Annotated in this window: 16 protein-coding genes and 1 riboswitch; of the genes, 6 read left to right on the plus strand and 10 right to left on the minus strand. The window is 59.5% G+C overall.

Annotated features, from left to right (window positions below; genetic code table 11):
- Nucleotides 1-52 precede the first annotated feature (52 nt).
- A complete protein-coding gene (locus tag G5306_RS19280) occupies nt 53-2,497 on the minus strand; it encodes a VolA/Pla-1 family phospholipase (protein ID WP_421313501.1) in 2,445 nt (814 codons plus the stop codon).
- Between the two features lie 300 nt (nt 2,498-2,797).
- Between G5306_RS19280 and ubiK the strand changes: the two genes are divergently transcribed.
- Complete coding sequence (gene ubiK / locus G5306_RS19285; RefSeq protein ID WP_005339429.1) at nt 2,798-3,055, plus strand: ubiquinone biosynthesis accessory factor UbiK; 258 nt, start codon at nt 2,798-2,800, stop codon at nt 3,053-3,055.
- A 54-nt stretch (nt 3,056-3,109) separates the two neighbouring features.
- On the opposite strand, the gene G5306_RS19290 is transcribed toward ubiK, so the two are convergent.
- The 6 genes from G5306_RS19290 to trxA form a co-directional block, all read right to left on the minus strand.
- On the minus strand, nt 3,110-4,123 hold the full coding sequence (locus G5306_RS19290; protein WP_227341660.1) for a sensor domain-containing diguanylate cyclase: 1,014 nt from the start codon (nt 4,121-4,123) through the stop codon (nt 3,110-3,112).
- A gap of 218 nt (nt 4,124-4,341) precedes the next feature.
- Nucleotides 4,342-5,040 carry an NAD(P)H-flavin reductase gene (fre, locus tag G5306_RS19295; protein ID WP_042054686.1) on the minus strand — a complete coding sequence of 233 codons (699 nt, stop codon included), beginning with the start codon at nt 5,038-5,040 and terminating at the stop codon, nt 4,342-4,344.
- Between the two features lie 146 nt (nt 5,041-5,186).
- Nucleotides 5,187-6,656: a 4-hydroxy-3-polyprenylbenzoate decarboxylase gene (gene ubiD / locus G5306_RS19300; protein WP_005339421.1), complete on the minus strand. Its 1,470-nt coding sequence runs from the start codon at nt 6,654-6,656 to the stop codon at nt 5,187-5,189.
- 33 nt (nt 6,657-6,689) lie between these two features.
- Nucleotides 6,690-7,682, minus strand: coding sequence for a hypothetical protein (locus G5306_RS19305; RefSeq protein WP_421313503.1), 993 nt, complete (start codon nt 7,680-7,682; stop codon nt 6,690-6,692).
- Between the two features lie 108 nt (nt 7,683-7,790).
- Nucleotides 7,791-9,056: a transcription termination factor Rho gene (rho, locus tag G5306_RS19310; protein ID WP_005342418.1), complete on the minus strand. Its 1,266-nt coding sequence runs from the start codon at nt 9,054-9,056 to the stop codon at nt 7,791-7,793.
- 204 nt (nt 9,057-9,260) lie between these two features.
- The gene (trxA, locus tag G5306_RS19315; protein ID WP_005339416.1) at nt 9,261-9,587 is read right to left on the minus strand and encodes a thioredoxin TrxA; all 327 of its coding nucleotides are present in this window, start codon (nt 9,585-9,587) and stop codon (nt 9,261-9,263) included.
- 113 nt (nt 9,588-9,700) lie between these two features.
- Here trxA and rhlB point away from each other — a divergent pair, with 113 nt between their 5' ends.
- From rhlB to G5306_RS19335, 4 genes are all read left to right on the plus strand, one after another.
- On the plus strand, nt 9,701-10,990 hold the full coding sequence (gene rhlB / locus G5306_RS19320; protein WP_005339414.1) for an ATP-dependent RNA helicase RhlB: 1,290 nt from the start codon (nt 9,701-9,703) through the stop codon (nt 10,988-10,990).
- Nucleotides 10,991-11,002: 12 nt separating this feature from the next.
- Complete coding sequence (gene gppA / locus G5306_RS19325) at nt 11,003-12,493, plus strand: guanosine-5'-triphosphate,3'-diphosphate diphosphatase (RefSeq protein ID WP_064339043.1); 1,491 nt, start codon at nt 11,003-11,005, stop codon at nt 12,491-12,493.
- Between the two features lie 195 nt (nt 12,494-12,688).
- Nucleotides 12,689-13,666 (plus strand): DUF4382 domain-containing protein, encoded by a 978-nt coding sequence (locus G5306_RS19330; protein ID WP_216952434.1) that lies wholly within the window; start codon nt 12,689-12,691, stop codon nt 13,664-13,666.
- Nucleotides 13,667-13,691: 25 nt separating this feature from the next.
- Entirely contained in the window at nt 13,692-13,961 is a 270-nt protein-coding gene (locus G5306_RS19335; RefSeq protein ID WP_216952436.1) for a Rho-binding antiterminator, read from the plus strand.
- Between the two features lie 59 nt (nt 13,962-14,020).
- Here the strand turns inward: G5306_RS19335 and G5306_RS19340 are convergent, their stop codons facing one another.
- Nucleotides 14,021-14,767: a class I SAM-dependent methyltransferase gene (locus tag G5306_RS19340; RefSeq protein ID WP_216952437.1), complete on the minus strand. Its 747-nt coding sequence runs from the start codon at nt 14,765-14,767 to the stop codon at nt 14,021-14,023.
- A 70-nt stretch (nt 14,768-14,837) separates the two neighbouring features.
- Between G5306_RS19340 and G5306_RS19345 the strand changes: the two genes are divergently transcribed.
- Complete coding sequence (locus G5306_RS19345) at nt 14,838-15,578, plus strand: substrate-binding periplasmic protein (RefSeq protein WP_216952438.1); 741 nt, start codon at nt 14,838-14,840, stop codon at nt 15,576-15,578.
- 5 nt (nt 15,579-15,583) lie between these two features.
- Here the strand turns inward: G5306_RS19345 and G5306_RS19350 are convergent, their stop codons facing one another.
- Both G5306_RS19350 and prlC read right to left on the minus strand, forming a co-directional pair.
- Nucleotides 15,584-18,130, minus strand: coding sequence for a putative bifunctional diguanylate cyclase/phosphodiesterase (locus G5306_RS19350; protein WP_216952439.1), 2,547 nt, complete (start codon nt 18,128-18,130; stop codon nt 15,584-15,586).
- Nucleotides 18,131-18,337: 207 nt separating this feature from the next.
- Entirely contained in the window at nt 18,338-20,380 is a 2,043-nt protein-coding gene (gene prlC / locus G5306_RS19355; RefSeq protein ID WP_216952442.1) for an oligopeptidase A, read from the minus strand.
- 437 nt (nt 20,381-20,817) lie between these two features.
- Nucleotides 20,818-20,903: riboswitch (cyclic di-GMP riboswitch) on the plus strand.
- The last annotated feature ends 40 nt before the right edge of the window (nt 20,904-20,943 follow it).

Genomic DNA, 20,943 nt, shown 5'->3' on the forward strand with positions numbered 1-20,943 from the left:
CAGAAACGAGAAAGCCGCCCAGAAGGGCGGCGTTTGCTTATGGTCTGCGCAGTTACTGCTTGAGCAGGGTGTCGTCAGTCACCTTGACCGCCGCACCGCCACTCATAAAGAAGCTGGCGAACTGGGTCTGGCTCTCGGTGGTGACCGCGCCAGTCGGATCAAAGTTCTCGTCAGGGGCCAGCAGCGAGCTATGGCCCCCTTTCAGGAAGCGCGCAGCATGGTGACCCGCCGGGAGCACGCCGGAACCCTTCAGCTCTTGCAAACCCAGTACCCGGAACAGCGGCTCGGTACCACCCAAAGGCGCGGAGGCGATGCTGTTGGGGATCACCTGATCCGGTAAGCTGAGCGCCCCATCACCAACAATTTCGGTGGCGAACAGCGGGAAGCTCTTGGCGACGCCACTGCCCAGATTGATCGGGTCGGCAGAGTCCAGCACTGACTGGGCGGCAAAGGTATAGCTCTGCAAGGTGCTCGCAGCCCCCGCCTGAGTAGCCGCATCCAGACTGGGCAGGAACTCGTTCACGAAACAGGTCGGCACCGCCGTCTGGCAACCGGGAGCATAAGCCTCAAACCCGGCCTTCAACTCAGGACTGCCCGAGGTGAGCACGCTCATCTTGATGGTCGGCCCGAAGCTCGGCGAGTTGAGCAGCAGCGGGGCGATGCCGCCACCCGGCATCGCAAGACCGCCGGTATCGAACTTGAACAGGGCATCAGCCTGAGCACTGCCGGTGGTCTGGTTGGCTACAGCCAGCAGATTGGCCCCGGTAATGGCACCGAGTGAGTGACCGAGGAAATGCACCTTCAGACCAGCACCACCCAATTGGCCACCCAGCCCCTTGGCATTGGCCAGACCGACAGCCAGGCGAAGGCCAAGCAGATCGGCCACGCTCTGTTTCAGGTTGTCCCGCGCCACCGTCAGATAACCCAAATTCAGATAGGGAGTCGGGTTCTCGGAGGTGGTGACGGTATCCATGCTGCCGCTCAGGGCATAGCCACGCTCACCGTGCAGCGGGTGATCGATCACCACCACAGCGACCACCTTGTTCACTGATGGGTCTAACCCGGCACCTATCTGGCTCAGCGCCAGCGCATAGGCGTTCTCCTTGATGGAGGTGACCCCGTGCTGATAGATGATCACATCGGTGACAGTGCTGAGGTCAGTGGTGGGGGCAAAGATCCGCAGCGGTACAGATTGTACTTCGGTCAGGGTCGGCAGCGGGTTGAAACGACCGATATTGCGCTCGGCATCCAGCGGCTTGCCACCCGAGGTGAGGGTCACCCCGATCAGCTTGCTCGCCTCCCTCAGCAGATCGGCCTGACGGCTCGGATCGGCGATCAGCTCACCCAGCAGTACTGGGTCCACACCCGCCCCGACCAGCCCACCGATCACCTCGGTATCACCCGCTTTCAACGCATTGGCGATGGTATAGAGGCTGGGAATGGCGCCATACCAGGATTGGGTCTTGGCCTTGTCCCAGGAGCCGGCTATCGCTGGAGTAGAGAGGAAGTAAGGGAGCTTGACGGCACCGGTATACACCTTGGTCACCGCCGCGATGCCGTTCAATGTGGCATTGGCAGCGACAGCGGCAGCAATCGCATCCCGATCATCTTGAGGCAAGAATGGCTCGTTCGCCAGCTGGGTCAGGAAGGATACCCCGCCATTGAGCGCATCAATCGTATAGGTCCCCGGCAGGCTGGTGTTGCCTTTGGCGTCCTGCTTCCACAACGATGCGGCATCCAGGGTCGGGCTCTGCAACACGGTGGCCGCAGCTCCCTTCACAGCCAGCAGCACATCGGCGCCAGATTGGGTGGCAAACCAATCGGAGAAAATCACCCGATCGCCGGTAATCCCGGTAGCGGCCTTGAACAACGCTTCCTGCAGCGCAATCAGGCTGCTGATGGTCTGCTCCTGCGCGGTTGCACCAGCCGTCGATTTGAAGTTGCTGTAATCACCGCCGGCCTTGAGCGGCGTACCACGACTGTCCTTGAGGGAGTCGGTCGCCACGATCATGTAGTAGGAAGAGGGATTGAGCGGCTTGAGCGGAACCAGATTGAGTTTGCCGCCACCATCACTCACCACAAAGTCAGTGCCATAGGTCAGAGTCTTATTGTTCTTCACTCCAACGGGTCGCTGAGTCACCGGATCCAGTACCAGCTCCAGCAGGTAGAGGGGCGCAACGGCAGAGACATACTCGCTGGCCGCCGGGGCCGGCACAGAGACACCGGTCACGGTCGCCGGTACCAGCTGGACGGGTTGGGTGGTTGACCAGCCATCAAGGGTGGAGAGGGCCGATACCGGGTTCGACAGATCAGCAGTTTCTGTCGAAAACTTCAGGGTACCATCGCTGGCGCGGGGGGCCAGCACACTCGGGCGAAGTCCATTGGCTCCACTCAGGGCATAGTCCAGGGAGCTGGTAGTATCTCCCTTGTTGTCATCTCCACCACATCCGCTCAGCAGAGCGCTGACAACAGCTGCATAAATTAGCTTCTTCTTCATTTTTTATTCTCTTTTTATAGGGTTGTTATCCATCACCAGCCAACGAGGCCATCACGACCGCGACTGCAAGACGTTAACATAAAACCAACAACCAACGAGACTCATGTTGGTCATCTTCTGCTCAGGTTTGTGGCGAGAATCAAGGTTTTACGTCAACAAAGGGGCGCAAGGGTAACAACAGTGAGTGATTAACCAGACCCGACCAGCCAGCGGGCACCATCACGACTAAAAAGCCGCCGCGATCTCGGCAAAGTGAGGGAATTGTCGGTAGAATGTCCGCCAACGCTTAAGGAGGACATCATGATCGACCCGAAGAAACTGGAAGAGATCGCCAAGCAGGTGCACAACTCCCTGCCACCCGGCATTCGCAGCATGGGTGAAGAGGCCGAGAAGAAGATGCGTCAGGTACTGCAAGCGCAGCTGGGCAAGCTGGATCTGGTCAGCCGTGAAGAGTTCGACGTGCAGACCAAGGTGCTGCTGCGTACCCGGGAAAAACTGGCCGCCCTCGAAAGCAAGCTGGCTCAGCTCGAGCAGCAGCTCGGCGCCAAAGGCGAATAACGAAAACCCCAGCTCAGCTGGGGTTTTTGCTTTGTATTGAACCTGTAAAAAGCATCACACCTGAAGCAGATACCAGGCCCGCTTGCCGCGCGCCTTGGCCTCGTACATGGCCCGGTCGGCCACCTCCAATGCCTGTCGGAAGCTCAATGGTTGCTCCTCCCACAGGGCGATGCCGATACTCAGCCCCACCCGCTGCGGGCAACCGGGTTTGGGCACGTAACCATGCATCCGGCAGATCAGGGCATCGGCCAGATGAGCCAGAGCATGGTTTGATACATCACGATGCAGATAAACCACAAACTCGTCACCGCCGTAACGGCCGCACAGGGCAGAGCCCGGCATAATGAGACGCAACCACTCCGCCATCTGCTGCAGTACCTGATCACCACAAGCGTGGCCCAACTGGTCATTGATCCCCTTGAAGTCATCCAGATCGATAAAGAGCAGTGCCCCCGTCCCTTGTGGCGGCTGTAGAGCGAACGCCTTGCCAAATCCCTGCCGGTTGAGCAGGCCGGTGAGCGCATCGCAGTTGGCACGCTCTGCCAGCCGCTGCTCATAAGCCTTGCGCTGGGTGATATCGATATGGGAGCCCATGATCCGCAATGGCCTGCCCTCATCATCCCACTCCACTACGCGACCACGATCCCACAGCCAGGTGATCTCCCCGGCCGGGCTGATGGTGCGGTATTCAGCTTCGTAGAAGGGCGTTTTCCTCTCAAGGTGGGCAAAGTAGCTGCCCATGGCATGGGCGCGATCGTCGGGATGGAGCTTGGCGCTCCACTGATCGAAATGAGGAGCCATATCGCCAGCCTGAAAGTTCTGCAGATTGAAGACCCGCAGTTCGCCGGTGGGAATGGTGCCCTGCCAGAGACAGATGCCGGTGCCATCGAGGGCGGCATTGAGCTTCTCCTGCAACAGGCCGTTTTCATGCTGCAAAGCGGCGATCTCTGCCTGCAAACGGGCAAACGCATCACCACCGGAGGAGGGTTCCGGCATGGCGGCCAGCTCAGTCGCGCAGGGTGCCTCCCGATCATACCCGGGTTGCCCCCTTGCCTCTTTGCTTAACACTGCGCCTCCTTGTGCTTGCTCTATGGATACTCTTGTCAATCCAAACAAAGATGCCACCAGCCACGCCAGATTAGTAGCCATTCATAGCCAATATATTGAAAAATAATGGGATAACGCCGCGATAATCCAACCATTCGGTACGATCAGGTACTGCGGCAACCACAAAAACAAAAGCCCCCGGCAAAACCGGGGGCTGCGTCATCCAAGCGGGGATCCCGTCAGATAAATTCGTAGGCGTCACCGAAGATGCGCTCCGGCTCGGCGCCGAGGATCTTGAACTCCTCACGCGCGGCCCCCGCCATCTCGAAGCGACCGGCGACATAGATGTCGTAGTCGTGGAGGCTGACGAAGTCATCCATGATCGCCTTGTGCACCAGTCCGCTCTTGCCGGTCCAGTCAGCATCCGGCTCCTGCACCACCGGGATAAAGGTGAGCGGCGCATAGTCACGCTCCCACTGCTGCATCTGCTCCAGTTCGTAGAGCCAGTGAGCCTGACGCACCCCCCAGTAGAAGAACACCGGGCGCTTGCTGCCTGTGTCGATCAGATATTCCAGAATGGAGCGGGCGTAAGAGAAGCCGGTGCCGCCCGCCATCAGGATCAGCGGACGGGGAGACTCATCGCGCAGGAACGCCTTGCCAGCCGGCAATTCGACCTCGATCTCCCCCTGCTCGCGCATGCGGGCCAGCACCTGACCGGCATAGGCGTTCTCGGGAGTGGCACCAATTTGCAGCTCCAGCACACCCGGGCGGGTCGGCGAGTTGGCGATGGAGAAGGGGCGCTTGTCCGAATCGCTCATCACCACCAGCAGATACTGGCCCGGCTTGAAGCTGATCGCTTGCTGCGGCGTCAGAGCCACATGCCAGATGGTGTCGACATATTCGCGCAGTTCCTCTACGCGGCATTTGATACGTTGCATTCTTGTCCTTGTGGCGGGCTCGCTCGGCCCGCTTCGCTCATTGTTTCACTATGGAGTGACGACCAGCAGCCCTGGCCCCGTCAGTCGAGAATACTCAAATCAATGCGGATCGCATCACTTTTTGCAGCAAAGCTGTCATGTTTGCCTCATCCGAGGATATTGAGCTCATCCCAGATGGCATCGACCTTCTGCTTCACCGCCTCATCCTGAACTATGGGCTGACCCCACTCCCGATTGGTCTCGCCCGGCCACTTGTTGGTGGCATCCAGCCCCATTTTGGAGCCGAGGCCGGAGACCGGCGAGGCGAAGTCCAGATAGTCGATCGGCGTATGCTCGATCAAGGTGGTGTCCCGTGCCGGGTCCATCCGGGTGGTGATGGCCCAGATCACATCCTTCCAGTCGCGGGCGTTGACGTCATCGTCACACACCACCACGAACTTGGTGTACATAAACTGGCGCAGGAAGGACCAGACTCCCAGCATCACCCTCTTGGCGTGGCCCGGGTAACGCTTCTTGATGGTCACCACCGCCATCCGGTAGGAGCACCCCTCCGGCGGCAGATAGAAGTCCACAATCTCGGGGAACTGCTTCTGCAGCAGCGGCACGAACACCTCGTTCAGCGCCAGACCCAGTACCGCCGGTTCATCGGGCGGACGGCCGGTGTAGGTGCTGTGATAGATGGCATCGCGCCGCTTGGTGATGTGGGTGATGGTAAAGACCGGGAACTCGTCCACCTCGTTGTAGTAACCGGTGTGGTCGCCATAGGGCCCTTCCGGCGCCATCTCACCCGGCTCCAGATAGCCTTCCAGCACGATCTCGGCGCTGGCGGGCACCTCCAGATCGCAGCTGATGGCCTTGATCACCTCGGTACGGCTGCCGCGCAGCAGACCGGCAAAGGCATATTCGGAGAGAGTATCCGGCACCGGCGTCACCGCGCCGAGAATGGTCGCCGGATCGGCACCGAGTGCCACCACCACCGGGAATCGCTCGCCCGGGTGGGCCTCCTGCCACTCGCGAAAATCGATGGCACCGCCACGATGATCCAGCCAGCGCATGATCAGCTTGTTTTTGGCGATCTTCTGCTGGCGATAGATGCCGAGGTTCTGGCGCTTCTTGTAGGGGCCGCGGGTGATGGTGAGGCCCCAGGTGACCAGCGGCGCCACATCGCCGGGCCAGCAGTGCTGGATCGGGATCTGGTCGAGATCGACCGCATCTCCCTCCTGCACCACCTGCTGGCAGGGGGCGGAAGAGAGGCGCTTGGTCGGCATGTTGAGCACCTGCTTGAAGATTGGCAGCTTCTCCATCAGCTCCTTGAATCCCTTGGGCGGCTCGGGCTCCTTGAGATAGGAGAGCCAGACCCCGACCTGACGCAGAGCGCCCACATCGGGCTGCCCCATGCCCATGGCAACCCGATCCGGGGTGCCGAACAAATTGGTCAGCACCGGCATGGTGTAGCCTTTGGGATTTTCGAACAGCAGAGCCGGGCCACCCGCACGCAGGGTGCGATCGCTGATCTCGGTCATCTCCAGATAGGGGTCTATCTCGCGGGTGATGCGCTTGAGTTGTCCGTTTTGTTCCAGCTGCGCGATGAAATCACGCAAATCCTTGTATTTCATGCAAGTTCCCAACCGGGTTCAGGAGGTCACGCATTATAACCCTGGCTGCCCATCGGGTGTACCCGAATCAGGCAGCAGACTCGGTGCTGCGGGGGGGAGATCACGCTGGCCGAGGCGTCTGGCAAGGCCGGAGAGCAACTGGGGTTCATCCACCTCCATCAATAGACCGGCCACCAGCGCCCCGTATTGGCGGTTGGAGAGCTCGGCCAGCAGGTATTTCTGGGCTTGTGGCGGCAAAGGAGAGAGGGCGCTCAGCTGGCGCAGGGCCGGCTCTCTCAAACCGGGATTGCCGCTGGCGGCAATCAGCAGGGAGCTGGCCGTATTGCCATGATGGAAGCGGTTGATGGTGGCGAGTGCGCGCAGCGCATCCTGATCTGCCGGCCGCCGCCACAACATGCCATAGAGCGCCGGTTCACCTGTGCGCAGCAGCAGATGGAGCAACAGCTGATTGTCGGGCAGATAGATATTCCGGCTGGCCAGCGCTTGCGCCTCCCGCATCCAGATCGATTGCGGCAAGGCGTCGAGGGCCAGCAACAGAGCTTGCTGCTGCATGGCAATATCGGGGTTACTGCTGTAGTAGATGGACTTTAGCTGGAAGTTGCCCTGGGCAAGTTGCTGCTGATAACGCTGCACCAATGAGTGCAGTTGCCATTCGCCCAGCAACTGACGGGCCTGCGCGGCAAAATCGTAGACAGGTTGCTGCACCAGAAAACCGTCTACCTGCTGCTCCTGCAGCCACTCTGGAGCCTTGTCGGCCTGTGCCTCGACCCAGCGTTGCAACGCGGGGGACGCAGGAGCGGTAACCGGAATATCCCGCAGCAGCTGCAACAGCAGGAACTCCCGCCGCTCGCGGCTCAGGGTCGCCAGCAGAGAGTCGATGGCTGCAAATTGCCCCTCCTGCAGACGGCCCGCCAGATAGCGTTGGTGAGTCTGCAACGTCTCGGCTGTCACCGCGATCGGAGCACTCTGCGCGCAGGCTGGCATTGCACTCAGCAACCCCAGCAATAACCAGAAAACAGGCTTCATGACGTCTCCATCCATGTGACATCGGGATCTCATACTACTAGGGCGACCGGAAAACAGATAAACAAAAACCGCGACCAGGGCCGCGGTTTCGTCATTTTCTGACCGGACTTACTTCTGCTGGCGCCGCATGGCGTCGAAGAACTCGTCGTTGGTCTTGGTCATCGCCAGCTTGTCGATGAGGAACTCGATACCGTCGATCTCGCCCATCGGGTGGACAATCTTGCGCAGGATCCACATCTTCTGCAGCTCGTCACCAGTGGTCAGCAGCTCTTCCTTGCGGGTGCCGGAGCGGGTGATGTCGATGGCCGGGTAGACACGCTTCTCGGCAATCTTGCGCGAGAGGTGCAGTTCCATGTTGCCGGTACCCTTGAACTCTTCGTAGATGACTTCATCCATCTTGGAGCCGGTATCGATCAGCGCGGTGGCGATGATGGTCAGGCTGCCGCCCTCTTCAACATTACGCGCGGCGCCGAAGAAGCGCTTGGGACGGTGCAGGGCGTTGGCGTCCACACCACCGGTCAGTACCTTGCCGGATGACGGGATAACGGTGTTGTAGGCGCGAGCCAGACGGGTGATGGAGTCCAGCAGGATCACCACATCTTTCTTGTGCTCGACCAGACGCTTGGCCTTCTCGATCACCATTTCGGCAACCTGAACGTGACGGGAAGCAGGCTCGTCAAAGGTGGAAGCGATCACTTCACCTTTCACCATCCGCTGCATCTCGGTCACCTCTTCCGGACGCTCGTCGATCAGCAGAACGATCAGTTCACAGTCCGGGTGGTTGTAGGCGATGCTCTGGGCGATGTTCTGCAGCAGCATGGTCTTACCGGCCTTGGGCGGCGCCACGATCAGGCCACGCTGGCCTTTACCGATGGGGGAAGCCAGGTCCAGTACACGGGCGGTGATATCTTCGGTAGAGCCATTACCCCGTTCCATGCGCAGACGTTCGTTGGCATGCAGGGGGGTAAGGTTTTCAAACAGGATCTTGTTGCGGGAGTTTTCCGGACGGTCGTAGTTGACCTCATTGACCTTGAGCAGTGCGAAGTAGCGTTCGCCCTCTTTCGGTGGCCGGATCTTGCCGGAGATGGTATCGCCGGTACGCAGGTTGAAGCGGCGGATCTGGCTCGGGGAGACGTAGATATCGTCAGGGCCTGCCAGATAGGAGCCGTCTGCACTGCGCAGGAAGCCGAAACCATCGGTCAGGATTTCCAGCACACCGTCGCCAAAGATATCTTCACCACCCTTGGCGTGCGCCTTGAGGATTGCAAAAATAATATCTTTCTTGTGCGCCCGAGCCAGATTTTCCAACCCCATGGATTCGCCAAGCTTGACCAGCTCGGACACAGGAGTGTTCTTTAATTCAGTCAGATTCATAGTGGTGAAAGTCTGTAAGCAAGGATTGAAATGAGGAGACAGTCTGCTGGATTGATGCTGATCGGATTTGATTGCCAGGCTGTGGTTAGCAAAGAGTCAGGCAAAAAGGTTAGCAAACGAGCGATAAACTAGCACCAATCGGGATGAGCGTCTAGGTGATAAAACACAAGGAGCGCATTATTGCAATGCGCTCCTCTTTAATTATTACAGGTTGCCGTCCAGGAACTCTTTCAGCTGAGTCTTGGACAGTGCACCGACCTTGGTCGCTGCCACTTCGCCATTCTTGAACAGCAAGAGGGTCGGGATACCACGAATGCCGTACTTGGGCGGAGTATCAGAGTTATGGTCGATGTTCAGTTTGGCTACGGTCACGCGACCTTCGTACTCTTGGGCAACTTCTTCCAGGATCGGGGCAATCATCTTGCACGGACCACACCACTCGGCCCAGAAGTCGACCAGAACGGCGCCATCGGCTTTGATTACATCTGCCTCGAAGCTGGCATCGCTCAGCTGAACAATCTTGTCACTCATCTCCAACTCCAGTCAGTAATTAAGGCTTTATTGACATATCAACAAAGGCAATAGTTGCCCTATTTGAAATGATCCTGTTTATTATTGCAAGCCTAACCTGATAACCTACCGCCATGAGCAAAACACACTTAACGACCGACAAATTCGCCCAAATGGGCCTCGAACCCGAAGTTCTGGCTGGTCTGGAATCAAAGGGATTTCACTATTGCACGCCCATCCAGGCACTGTCTCTGCCACTGCTGGTAGAAGGTCATGACCTCGCCGGTCAGGCTCAGACAGGCACCGGCAAAACCATCGCCTTTCTGGCCGCCACCTTCAACTATCTTCTTACCCACCCGCTGACCAAACCCCGTCTGGTAAATCAACCCAGAGCCATCATCATGGCACCCACCCGGGAGCTGGCAGTACAGATCTATAACGATGCCGACAGCATCGCCGCTTCTACCGGCCTGAAACTCGGCCTCGCCTACGGTGGCGAAGGTTACGACAAGCAGCTGGCCGTGCTGGAGCAGGGCGTCGACATCCTGATCGGCACCACCGGCCGCATCATCGACTACTTCAAGTCCAAGGTGATCGATCTGAGCAACATTCAGGTCGTGGTACTGGACGAAGCGGATCGCATGTTCGATCTGGGCTTCATCAAGGACATCCGCTTCCTGTTCCGCCGCATGCCGCCCGCGACCGAGCGTCTGAGCATGCTGTTTTCCGCAACCCTCTCCCTGCGCGTGCAGGAGCTTGCCTACGAACACATGAACCATCCGGAACATGTGCAGGTAGAGCCTGAGCAGATGACCGGCGTGCGGATCAAGGAGGAGCTGTTCTACCCCTCCAATGAAGACAAGATGTTGCTGCTGCTCTCCCTGATGGAAGAGGAGTGGCCGGAAAAAGCGATCGTCTTCGCCAACACCAAGCATGTCTGTGAAGACGTTCACGCCTGGCTGGAAAACGACGGCCACCGCGTCGGTCTGCTGACCGGTGACGTGCCGCAGAAGAAGCGGATGAAGATCCTCGAGGATTTCACCAAGGGTGCGCTCGATATTCTGGTCGCCACCGACGTGGCCGCCCGTGGTCTGCACATCCCTGACGTGACCCACGTCTTCAACTATGACCTGCCCGACGACGCAGAGGACTATGTACACCGTATCGGTCGTACCGGTCGTGCCGGCAAGAGCGGTCACTCCATCAGCCTGGCCTGTGAAGACTATGCCTTCAACCTGCCGGCCATCGAGGAGTACATCCACCACGCCATTCCAGTCAGCAAATATGATCGCGAAGCGCTGCTGGATGACGTTACCCCGCCGAAACGGGTGTTCCGCAACCGTCAGCCGGTGAACCGCAACATGCGGGATCGCCAGGGCGGTGGCAACAGCAACAACCGTCGTCGTCCGCCGCGCAAAAGCTAAAGGATAGGCCCGTTGCACAACTCGCCTCTCTATGCCGCTATCGACCTCGGCTCCAATAGCTTTCATATGCTGGTGGTGCGCGAGGTCGCCGGTGCCTTGCGCACCGTCGCCAAGGTCAAGCGCAAGGTTCGCCTCGCAGCCGGGCTCGATCCGGAATTTCGTCTCAGCCGTGCCGCCATGGAGCGGGGCTGGGACTGCCTGCGTCTCTTCTCCGAGCAGTTGCAGGACATTCCGGCCGACAACATCCGGGTGGTGGGCACCGCAACCTTGCGGCTTGCCACCAACGTCGACGAGTTCCTCAGCGAAGCGGAACGGGTGCTCAACCACAGCATCGAGATCATCTCGGGCGAGGAAGAGGCCAAGACCATCTATGAAGGGGTCTCCTGGACCTCTGCCGGGGAAGGCAACCGACTGGTGATCGACATCGGCGGTGCCAGTACCGAACTGGTGATCGGCGAACATAGCGAAGCAAAACTGCTCAACAGCCTGCACATGGGCTGCGTCACCTGGCTCAACAATCACTTCGGTGATGGCGAGCTCTCTGAAGCCCGTTTCGAGCAGGCGATTGCTGCCGCCAAGGCGGTGCTGGAGAAGGTGGCAGAAGATTACCGCGCCCTCGGCTGGCGCACATGTGTCGGCGCCTCCGGCACGGTACAGGCGCTGCAAGAGATCATGCTGGCGCAAGGGAAGAGCGAACGGGTCACCCTGCCGAAACTGCAGGAGCTGATGGGTCAGGCCATCGCCTGCGGCAAGCTCGACCGGCTGCAACTGGAAGGGCTGGCGGCCGAGCGGCTGACCGTGTTCCCCTCCGGCCTCGCCATCCTGATCGCCATCTTCGAAACACTCGATATCGAGAGCATGACCCTCGCGGGGGGCGCCCTGCGTGAAGGACTGATCTACGGTCTGCTCGGCAACAATCACGACTGTGATGCCCGGGATCGCACCGCCGACAGCCTGATCAGCCGCTATCAGCTGGATAAAGAGCACGCCGAACGGGTGCGCGATACCGCCGTCGAGGCGTTCAACCAGCTGCAACCGGCCTGGCGACTCTCCAAACGCTACGGTCGCCCGATTTTGCGTTATGCCGCCCTGCTGCATGAGATCGGCCTCTGTATCGAATACAAGAAGGCGCCGCAACACGCCGCCTACATCATCGACAACATCGACATGCCGGGCTTTACTCCCGCGCAAAAGAAGCTGTTGTCGGCCCTGCTGTTCAACCAGCGGGACGAATTCAAGCTGGAACCACTGGAGAAACAGGGTGCCGTCACCGGTCGTCAGGCGATCCGGCTGGCCCGTATCCTGCGCATCGCGCTGATCCTCTGCATGCGCCGTACCCAGGGCACAGTGCCCAGCTTCACCCTGCAGGCAGAAGAGGAGTCACTGACCCTGACCCTGCCCAAGGGGTGGCTGGACGAGCACTACCTGCGCGCCAGCGAGCTGCGCCTCGAGGTAGAGCGCCAGCAGAAGATGGGCTGGCCCACCCGCCTGCTGGAAGCCTGATTGGGCCACGCCCAATCAGTGCCCCGGCGTTCCGAAAATCTCTTTCGCTGCCAACACTGGTGCTACTCAGGCCTGCACCTTGATGTTATTGGGCTGACGGGCAGATCCCGCCCTTGCGTCTGGGCCCAGCCTCCCCTTCATGACCAACGTTCGACTAGAGTTGGGGTGTCTTCATAACCAACCGGAATGGACGCCATGAAATCCTTGACTCTGATCGGACTGACCACCCTGCTCACCGCCTGCGGCGGTGGTGGCGACAGCAATAGCCAACCACAACCAGCCCAGCTCTCGCTGGCCTTCTCCGACGCCCCGGTGGATGCGGTCAGCAAGGTCTGCATCGCCGTCGCCAACATCAGCATCCACCCCGTCGCCGGCAACGAACAGATCTGGACCACCGCCAGTTTTCTCACCTCGGCCCAGGACGATGGCTGCACCCCGAGCGGCGAGACGATACCGCTCGACAGTGCAGACCGGCCGCAGTTCACCTACATCGACCTGCTGAGTTATCAAGGATCCGCCAGTCGCCTCCTGCTGTCCGGTCAGAGCGTGATGCCCGGTGACTACAGCCAGATGAGGTTGCGGATACTGGATGGACGGGAGGTCAGCAACCAATTTCTGAATGGCACCCCCTACTCCTACGTCAAACGGGATGATGGGGGGATCAAGCCGCTGGAAGTGCCAAGCAGCGAGCTCAAGCTGGATGCCTTCACCATCGCAGCAAACGGCCTCAGCGCCTTCACCACCGAGTTCGACCTGCGCCAGGCCATGGTGCTGCCCGGCCACGAGCAGTACTACAAGCTCAAGCCCAGAGGGGTGCGGCTGGTGAATAACACCCAGGTCACCATCGTCAGGGGCACGGTAGCAGCTGGCTTGTGTGGCGGCCTGCTGACCGACAAGGCTTTCGTCTACTTCTACCAACCCAGAAGTGACGACAACTACCCCGACATGGCGGACAGCGACAACGGCTTCTATGCCAGCGCGCCCGTGTTGCCGCAAAGCGGTGGCGGCTTTGGTTACGAGTTGGGATTTGTTAATCTCGGTAGCTACGATCTGGCGCTGGTCTGCAATGGCCACGAGGACGATCCGGCGCTGGCTGGCGACCCGCTGCAACTGGAACAGGTGCAGAAAGCCCAGGCGGTGGTGGCGCCCGCCACCATCATCAATTTCCAGTAACCGGCGACAAGAGGGCAACCCGCACATGAACACCTACCAACCCATCAGTTGCGATCTCTACGACTGGCTGGAGATCGCCGCCAGCTGGCAGTTGCCGGTCGCGCTGACCAGTCGGGACGGACGTCAGTGGGCGGACAAGATCCGCACCATCGAGGCCAGAGAAGGGATCGAGTACCTGCTGCTGCACAGTGGCGAACGGCTCAGTCTGGCGGAGCTGGTCACCATGGTGCTCAGCTGGCAGGGGGAGGAAAAACTGATCCGCTTTACCCCGCCGGCCCCAGCCGACGGCCAATAGATGGCAAGAGGGCCAACCCCATCGGGTTGGCCCTCTTCTTTTACCCCTCGCGTGCGGCGTTATCCCGCCAGCGCCGCCATCACATAGACGTCAAAGCGGTTGCTCTTGGTCTCGATAGCCATGCTGGGTTTGTGCTCATTGAGCCAGCCAGCATAGTCCGGTCGCTTCACCACTACCCGCTTTTGTGCCATCTTCAGCGCCGCCGGCAGCAGGGCATCGGCGTCAAGATCCGGCCCCACCAGCGACTGAAACACCCGCATCTCTTTTTTCACCAGCGCCGACTTCTGTTTGTGGGGGAACATGGGGTCGAGGTAGATGACGTCAGGCCGCTCGGTTAGCCCTAGCAAGGTCTCCACCGCCGGGCCGTGCAGCAACTGCATCCGCTCGCGCACCCAGGGGCCAATCTCCGGGTCTTCGGCGGCTCGAGCCAGACCATCCTGCAGCAGGGCGGCTACCACAGGGCTGCGTTCGATCAGGGTCACCTTGCAACCAAGAGAAGCCAGAACGAAGGCATCACGCCCCAGTCCGGCAGTGGCATCCACTACGGTCGGTGTGGCGCCGGCCTTGAGCCCCACTGCCTTGGCGATGGACTGGCCACGACCGCCGCCAAATTTGCGGCGATGGGCGACGGCCCCTTCGACGAAATCCACATAGACGGCCCCCAGCTTGGGCTCATCCAGCTTGCGCAACTCCAGCCGCTCCGGGGTAAACACCAGAGCAAACAGGGGAAGGTCGATTTGGCCAAGCTGGCTGGCCAGCGCGTCTGCCTGCGCGGCCTTGGCGGGGTCTTCGAGGAGGATTTGCATGGTCTCTGGATGCGTTCTAAGTTCAGTGAAGCGAGTGTACCACAACCCCCCTCATATCCCGGAGAATCCCATGCAGCTGCTGATAGCCCTGTTGCTTGCCGCCCAGAGCAGCACCAGTCTCAAGGTATGCGGTGTAGACTGGCCCCCCTTCTCCTACGCCGAACAGGGCAAACTGATGGAAGGGATATCGGTGGAGATCCATCAGGAAGCAACCAGACGCCTCGGAATGACCCTAACCCTGCTCGAACTGCCGTGGGGGCGCTGCGAACAGTATGTGAGTACCCAACTGGCTGATGGCATCCTCGACAATGCCCCCCTCCCCGGCTGCTACCACTCTGATCTTGCTACCGCCTTCTATCCGCTGGCCGCCTATGTGCGCAGTGACAGTCCGCTACAGAACTTCTCGTGGGAGATGGCCAAGGGGCTGAAAGTAGGAATGGTCAGGGGGTATGACTACACGGCCAAGATCAGGAACTTCACTGGCTGGGAGCCCATCAAGGTTCACTCCGACAAACAGCTGCTACTGATGCTGGAAAAGAGCCGGGTTGACCTCATCATCCTCGACTACTTCTCGGCCCCCATCCTCTCCAGGGAGCAGGACGTCAAGATCCGCCCCCTCACCCCCTTTATCGACTCGACACCGCTCTACCTCTGTTTTGGCAAGCAGAAAGCAGACCTGTTGCCTGCCTACAACAAGGCGCTGCAACAGATGCTGGATGAAGGGGTACTGGATCGCATCTATCTGCGCTATCTCGGCGAGAATTACCGGACACTGCAAACGAAGCAGGCAGAGATGACATCGAAGGAGTAAACCCCCTAACTGATCTGCAGAAACATCCCCTTGTCATTGAGCTGCAGATATTCGGTGAGATCGTCATAGGCCAGCGGGCGGCTGAGCAGATAACCCTGGGTGAAGGCACATCCCTTCTGACAGAGGAAGTTGAGTTGCTCGCGGGTTTCTACCCCCTCAATCACCACCTGCATACCGAGGTTGTGCACTATGTTGATGATGCCGTCCAGCAGCATCCGATCCTGCTCGTTGAAGGGGATATGGCGCACAAAAGAGCGGTCGATCTTGACCAGATCCACCGGGAAAGAGCGCAGATAGTTGAGGGCCGAGTAGCCGGTACCGAAATCATCGATAGCCAGCTTGCAACCCGCCTCGCGCAGGGCATCGATCCGCACCCTGTGCTGATCACTGCTCTCCATCAGCAGAGATTCGGTGATTTCGATGACGATGTCGGCAGGATCGAGCCCGAAGTGCTGGATCACCTTGAGCCACTCGCTCGCCTCAGGGTCGATAGTCTGGAACTCCATGGTGGAGCGGTTAATCGACATCTGCAGATCAGGGAAGCCGGACTGCTGCAACCGAGCCAGATCCCGGCATGATTGCCACAACACCAGCGCACCCAGCCCCTGAATCAACCCCGCCTCTTCCGCCAGCGGGATAAACTCGGCTGGCGACACCTGTCCCCACTGGGGGTGATACCAGCGCACCAGCGCCTCAAGCTTGGCGACCCGACCGCTGCGGTTGTCCCAGATCGGCTGGTAGGCCATGGTTAACTGCTCCAGCTTGATCGCCTCCGCCAGATCCTGTTGCATCTGGTGGCGCTGACGCACCTCTTCCCGCATTGAGGAGCAGTAGGTACCGATCAACCGCCCCTGCCGCTTGGCGGCAAACAACGCTTGTTCGGCGTTTCGCAGCAGCTCGTCACTCTCGCTACCATCGACGGGGCAGAGGGTCATCCCCACGGTTGCCGTAACATAGAGATGCTGGTTGGCCAGCATAAAGGGACGGGTAAAGCTACCGATAACCTGCTTGGCAAACACCTCGGCCTGACGACGGGTGACGATGCCTGGCACCAGAAAGGCGAACTCGTCACCACCGATGCGGGCCACCAGGTCCTCGGTGCGCACCCGGCTCACCAGCCGGTCCGACACCTCCCGCAACAGGGCGTCACCGGCATGGTGATCCATGCTGTTGTTGACCGCCTTGAAGTTGTTGAGGTCGAGCACCATGAGCGCAAAGCGCTCGCCCCGCTCGCAGAAGCGGCTGAGACAGCGACTGAACAGCCAGCGGTTGGGCAGGCTGGTGAGGTTGTCATAGTTGGCCTGTGCAGCGATCTTCTGCTCGGCCAGTTTGGTTTGGGAGAGGTCGCTGAAGATGGCGATGTACTGGCTGATCCTGCCCCCTTCCCGCAGGGTGCTAATCATCAACTGCTGTGGATAGAGCTTGCCATTCTTGCGCTTGTTCCACACCTCACCACGCCATACCCCCACCCGCTCCAGCGCGTGGTACATGTCGGCATAGAAGGTCTGATCGTGCAGCCCCGACTTGAGCAGGCTGGGGCGCTGGCCTCGCACCTCGTCACTGCTGTAGCCGGTGATCTGCTCGAAGGCCGGATTGACCGAGATGATGCGGCTATCGGCATCACAGACCAGGATCGCCTCGGAGAGATTGTCATAGACCCGGTGGGAGAGCTTGAGCTGCTCCGCATGGCGCTTGAGAGGATCGATATTCTCCAGCAGCACCATCAGGTAGTCCGGCTGCTGCTGCTTGTCACGGATCAGGGTGACGGTTACCCGCCCCCACAGGATCTGCCCCCCCTTGCAGAAGTAGCGCTTCTCCCGGGTGAAACTGCTGCGCTCGCCACGGCGGATCTCTTCGTAGCAAACGAGGCTGCCCTGCCAATCCTCGGGATGGTTGATGTCGGAGATGGATCGCTGCAGCAACTCGTCGAGGGGATAGCCAAGCATCTGCTCGATGGCCGGGTTGGCCCAGAGGATACGGCCAGCCAGATCCAGCTTACCGATCCCCACCGGAGCCTGGAACAGCATGCTCTGCAATGCATGGGACGGTTCAGGCAGAGGGGGGGGCAGCTGTCGTTGCAGCATCAGCGCCAGCTCACGACCCGCCAACGGAGCCAGCAACCGGAGTAACCCAATCACCTTGCTCATATTGGCCTGCGGCTGACGATAAAGCAGGGCGCAGATACCTATGGTCTCGCCATCTGCATTCCTGAGGACAATCCCGGCATAGGCCTGAGGTTGCCACTCCTGTGCAAGGGGAACGTTGGCAAAGAGCTGAAGCAGACGATCGCTGAACCAGGCTTCCCCCTCCTGCCAGGTAATGGCATCGGGAGAGTCAGTCAGTGGCAGCGTCAGGGCATCGGTGTCAAGGGAGGAGGGATAGGCGGTCTGAACCGTCAGGTGGGTAGCATTTGATTCCCTGCTGGCGATCAGGACGACATCAGCCATCACAGCAGCGGCGATTTCACTCACAAAGGTATCGAAATATCCCTGGCCGCTCGAATGAGCCAGACTGGAGATGATTTGATAGACGGAATCGAGTGCTCGCCTCATGGCAAGTGGCTTTCTCTCCTTGAAGGTTAGAACACGACTCTACTGAAGAGCCGTGGGCAGTGCAAATATGCAATCAGCAAGATATTAAAAAGCCTTGAAAAAAGGGACCAAAAGGTCCCTTTTTGTCGCAGAAATCACGACTCGATCCCACTATGCCGCAAAACAGTGTACCTGCTTGAAGCTCACACAGGCGGCGGGTCAGGAATCTCAGGCAGCGATCCCGCTGTGTCGCAGCAGTGCATCCACCTTGGGCTCACGGCCACGGAAGGCTCGGAACAGCTCCATCGGCTCCTTCGAGCCCCCCTTCTCCAGAATATTCTTCAGGAAAGATTGTCCGGTGGCCGGGTTGAAGATGCCCTCCTCCTCGAAGCGGGAAAAGGCATCGGCAGAGAGCACCTCGGCCCACTTGTAGCTGTAGTAGCCCGCCGCATAGCCGCCCGCGAAGATGTGGGAGAAGCTGTGCTGGAAGCGGTTGAACGCCGGTGGCGTCATCACTGCTACCTGACTGCGCACCTCATCCAGCAGCGCCGGAAGCTGCGCCGGATTGGCCGGATCAAACTCCTGGTGCAGACGGAAGTCAAACAGGGCGAACTCCAGCTGGCGCAACATCTGCATCGCAGCCTGGAAGTTGCGGGCGGTCAGCATCTTCTCCAGCAGATCGGCTGGCAGCGGTTCGCCGGTCTCGTAGTGGCCGGAGATAAAGGCCAGTGCTTCGGACTCCCAGCACCAGTTCTCGAGGAACTGGCTCGGCAGCTCTACCGCATCCCAGGCCACGCCGTTGATGCCGGCCACGCCGGCCACATCGACCCGGGTCAGCATGTGGTGAATGCCGTGGCCGAACTCGTGGAACAGGGTAACTACTTCGTTGTGGGTGAACAGCGCAGGTTTGCCATCCACCGGACCGTTGAAGTTGCAGGTCAGGTAGGCCACCGGCTTTTGCAGCGAGCCATCCTGACGGTAGCGACGACCCAAACAAACATCCATCCAGGCCCCGCCCTGCTTGTGCTCGCGGGCATAGAGGTCGAGATAGAAGCTACCGCGCAGCTCGTCGTCGGCATCGAAGATGTCGTAGAAGCGCACGTCAGGGTGCCAGGTGTCGATGCCGAGGCGCTCGCGAACCTTCATGCCGAACACCCGCTTGACCACTTCGAACAACCCTTTCACCACCTTGTTGGCAGGGAAATAGGGGCGCAGCTGCTCATCGGAGATGGAGAACTTGTGCTGTTTGAGCTTCTCGGCGTAGTAGGCGAGATCCCAGGCGGCCAGCTCGCTCTGACCATGCTGCTCGGCGGCGAAGGCGCGGATCTCCTCCAGCTCGGCCTTGCCTTGCGGCAGGGATTTGGCCGCCAGATCGGTGAGGAAGCTCACCACCTGTTCGGTCTTGTCCGCCATCTTGGTGGCCAGGGAGAGCTCGGCATAGTTGGCAAAGCCCAGCAGTTGGGCCAGTTCGCGGCGCAGGGTGAGCAGCTCGCTCATGATGGCGGAGTTGTCCCACTTGCCCGCATTGGGGCCCTGATCGGAGGCGCGGGTGGTGAAGGCCTCATACATCTCGGCGCGCAGTTCGCGGTTGTCCGCGTACATCATCACCGGCAGGTAGGAAGGGATATCCAGCGTGAACAGCCACCCCTCTTTGCCTTTAAGTTCAGCCATCTGACGGGCAGCGGCACGCACGCTCTCGGGCAGACCAGCCAGTTCGGCTTCATCAACCACCAGCTTGTGCCAGCCCTGGGTCGCATCCAGCACGTTGTTGCTGAAACGGGAGGCCAGCTCGGAGAGGCGGGCCTGAATTTCGCCGTAGCGCTGCTGCGCCTCGGCAGGCAGACCGATGCCGGAGAGGCGGAAGTCACGCAGGGTATTCTGGATCTCCTTGCGCTGGGCGCCGCTGAGCAGCGGGAAATCATCGCTCTGGGAGAGGGCCAGATAGGCCTGATAGAGCCCTTCATGTTGACCGACATAGGTCTGGAATTCGGAGAGCAGCGGCAGGCAGGCGTCATGGGCCTCGCGCAGCGCTTCGCTGTTGAGTACGGAGTTGAGGTGGCTGACCGGTGACCAGATCCGTGACAGGCGGTCATTTACCTCTTCCAGCGGGGCAATCAGGCTATCCCAGGTATGGGGATCACGCTGGGCCAGCACATCGCTGATCTTCTGCTTGCAGTCAGCAATCGCCTGAATCACGGCAGGCTGAACCTGCTCCGGCTTGATCTGGCTGAAAGGGGGCAGTGAATCCATTGTCAGCAAAGGGTTATTCATCCCGGTTACCTCTTGTTTGGTCTTGAACAGACCGCTTTAGCAGCTCTGTATGGCTTTCTAACATGTGGCCAAGCCACGCAATAATCAAGCGGGAATCCGCCGCAACCCTGTACTTTTCCAGCCATTGCGACCCGGATCTCTGCCGTTGCTGCAGTTTTGCCATCAACAGCCAGTAACAGGATGAATCTGTGGGCCTTTTTTGGCTCTTATCGCTACTTTCAAGGGGCAAAAAGCCGCCATTTACCGGCGCCACAGCTGCCAGCCAAGTGCCGTCATGCTCAATCATGGAAACGGACAAGATGTGGTAACTGTAACAAATTATCAATATTTTTCAGTCAATTAGAATCAAAACCAACTATTGATTAATTTATTTTCAAGCATCTATCATAGGTAACCTGCCATGCAGGTCACTTGATTCTCTGTGCTGCACAGAAATCGGGTGAAAAAGGCAAAGTGACCCGAAAGGGCGCGACGCAAAGCCACCGGTCTAAGGGAAAACACCTATGACAGCGGGGCTGCCCCCGGGGACGTCCGGTCACAACCGACGCCCCATTTGCACCGTA

This window comes from Aeromonas sp. 603404, assembly GCF_049171775.1.
GTDB classification, from domain to species: domain Bacteria; phylum Pseudomonadota; class Gammaproteobacteria; order Enterobacterales; family Aeromonadaceae; genus Aeromonas; species Aeromonas veronii_A.

Excerpts from the sequence above, each read along its gene's own strand:
- G5306_RS19280 (WP_421313501.1), bottom strand. The coding sequence starts at position 2,497 with ATGAAGAAGAAGCTAATTTATGCAGCTGTTGTCAGCGCTCTGCTGAGC.
- ubiK (WP_005339429.1), top strand. The coding sequence starts at position 2,798 with ATGATCGACCCGAAGAAACTGGAAGAGATCGCCAAGCAGGTGCACAAC.
- fre (WP_042054686.1), bottom strand. The coding sequence starts at position 5,040 with ATGCAACGTATCAAATGCCGCGTAGAGGAACTGCGCGAATATGTCGAC.
- ubiD (WP_005339421.1), bottom strand. The coding sequence starts at position 6,656 with ATGAAATACAAGGATTTGCGTGATTTCATCGCGCAGCTGGAACAAAAC.
- G5306_RS19305 (WP_421313503.1), bottom strand. The coding sequence starts at position 7,682 with ATGAAGCCTGTTTTCTGGTTATTGCTGGGGTTGCTGAGTGCAATGCCA.
- rho (WP_005342418.1), bottom strand. The coding sequence starts at position 9,056 with ATGAATCTGACTGAATTAAAGAACACTCCTGTGTCCGAGCTGGTCAAG.
- trxA (WP_005339416.1), bottom strand. The coding sequence starts at position 9,587 with ATGAGTGACAAGATTGTTCAGCTGAGCGATGCCAGCTTCGAGGCAGAT.
- rhlB (WP_005339414.1), top strand. The coding sequence starts at position 9,701 with ATGAGCAAAACACACTTAACGACCGACAAATTCGCCCAAATGGGCCTC.
- G5306_RS19330 (WP_216952434.1), top strand. The coding sequence starts at position 12,689 with ATGAAATCCTTGACTCTGATCGGACTGACCACCCTGCTCACCGCCTGC.
- G5306_RS19335 (WP_216952436.1), top strand. The coding sequence starts at position 13,692 with ATGAACACCTACCAACCCATCAGTTGCGATCTCTACGACTGGCTGGAG.
- G5306_RS19340 (WP_216952437.1), bottom strand. The coding sequence starts at position 14,767 with ATGCAAATCCTCCTCGAAGACCCCGCCAAGGCCGCGCAGGCAGACGCG.
- G5306_RS19345 (WP_216952438.1), top strand. The coding sequence starts at position 14,838 with ATGCAGCTGCTGATAGCCCTGTTGCTTGCCGCCCAGAGCAGCACCAGT.
- G5306_RS19350 (WP_216952439.1), bottom strand. The coding sequence starts at position 18,130 with ATGAGGCGAGCACTCGATTCCGTCTATCAAATCATCTCCAGTCTGGCT.
- prlC (WP_216952442.1), bottom strand. The coding sequence starts at position 20,380 with ATGAATAACCCTTTGCTGACAATGGATTCACTGCCCCCTTTCAGCCAG.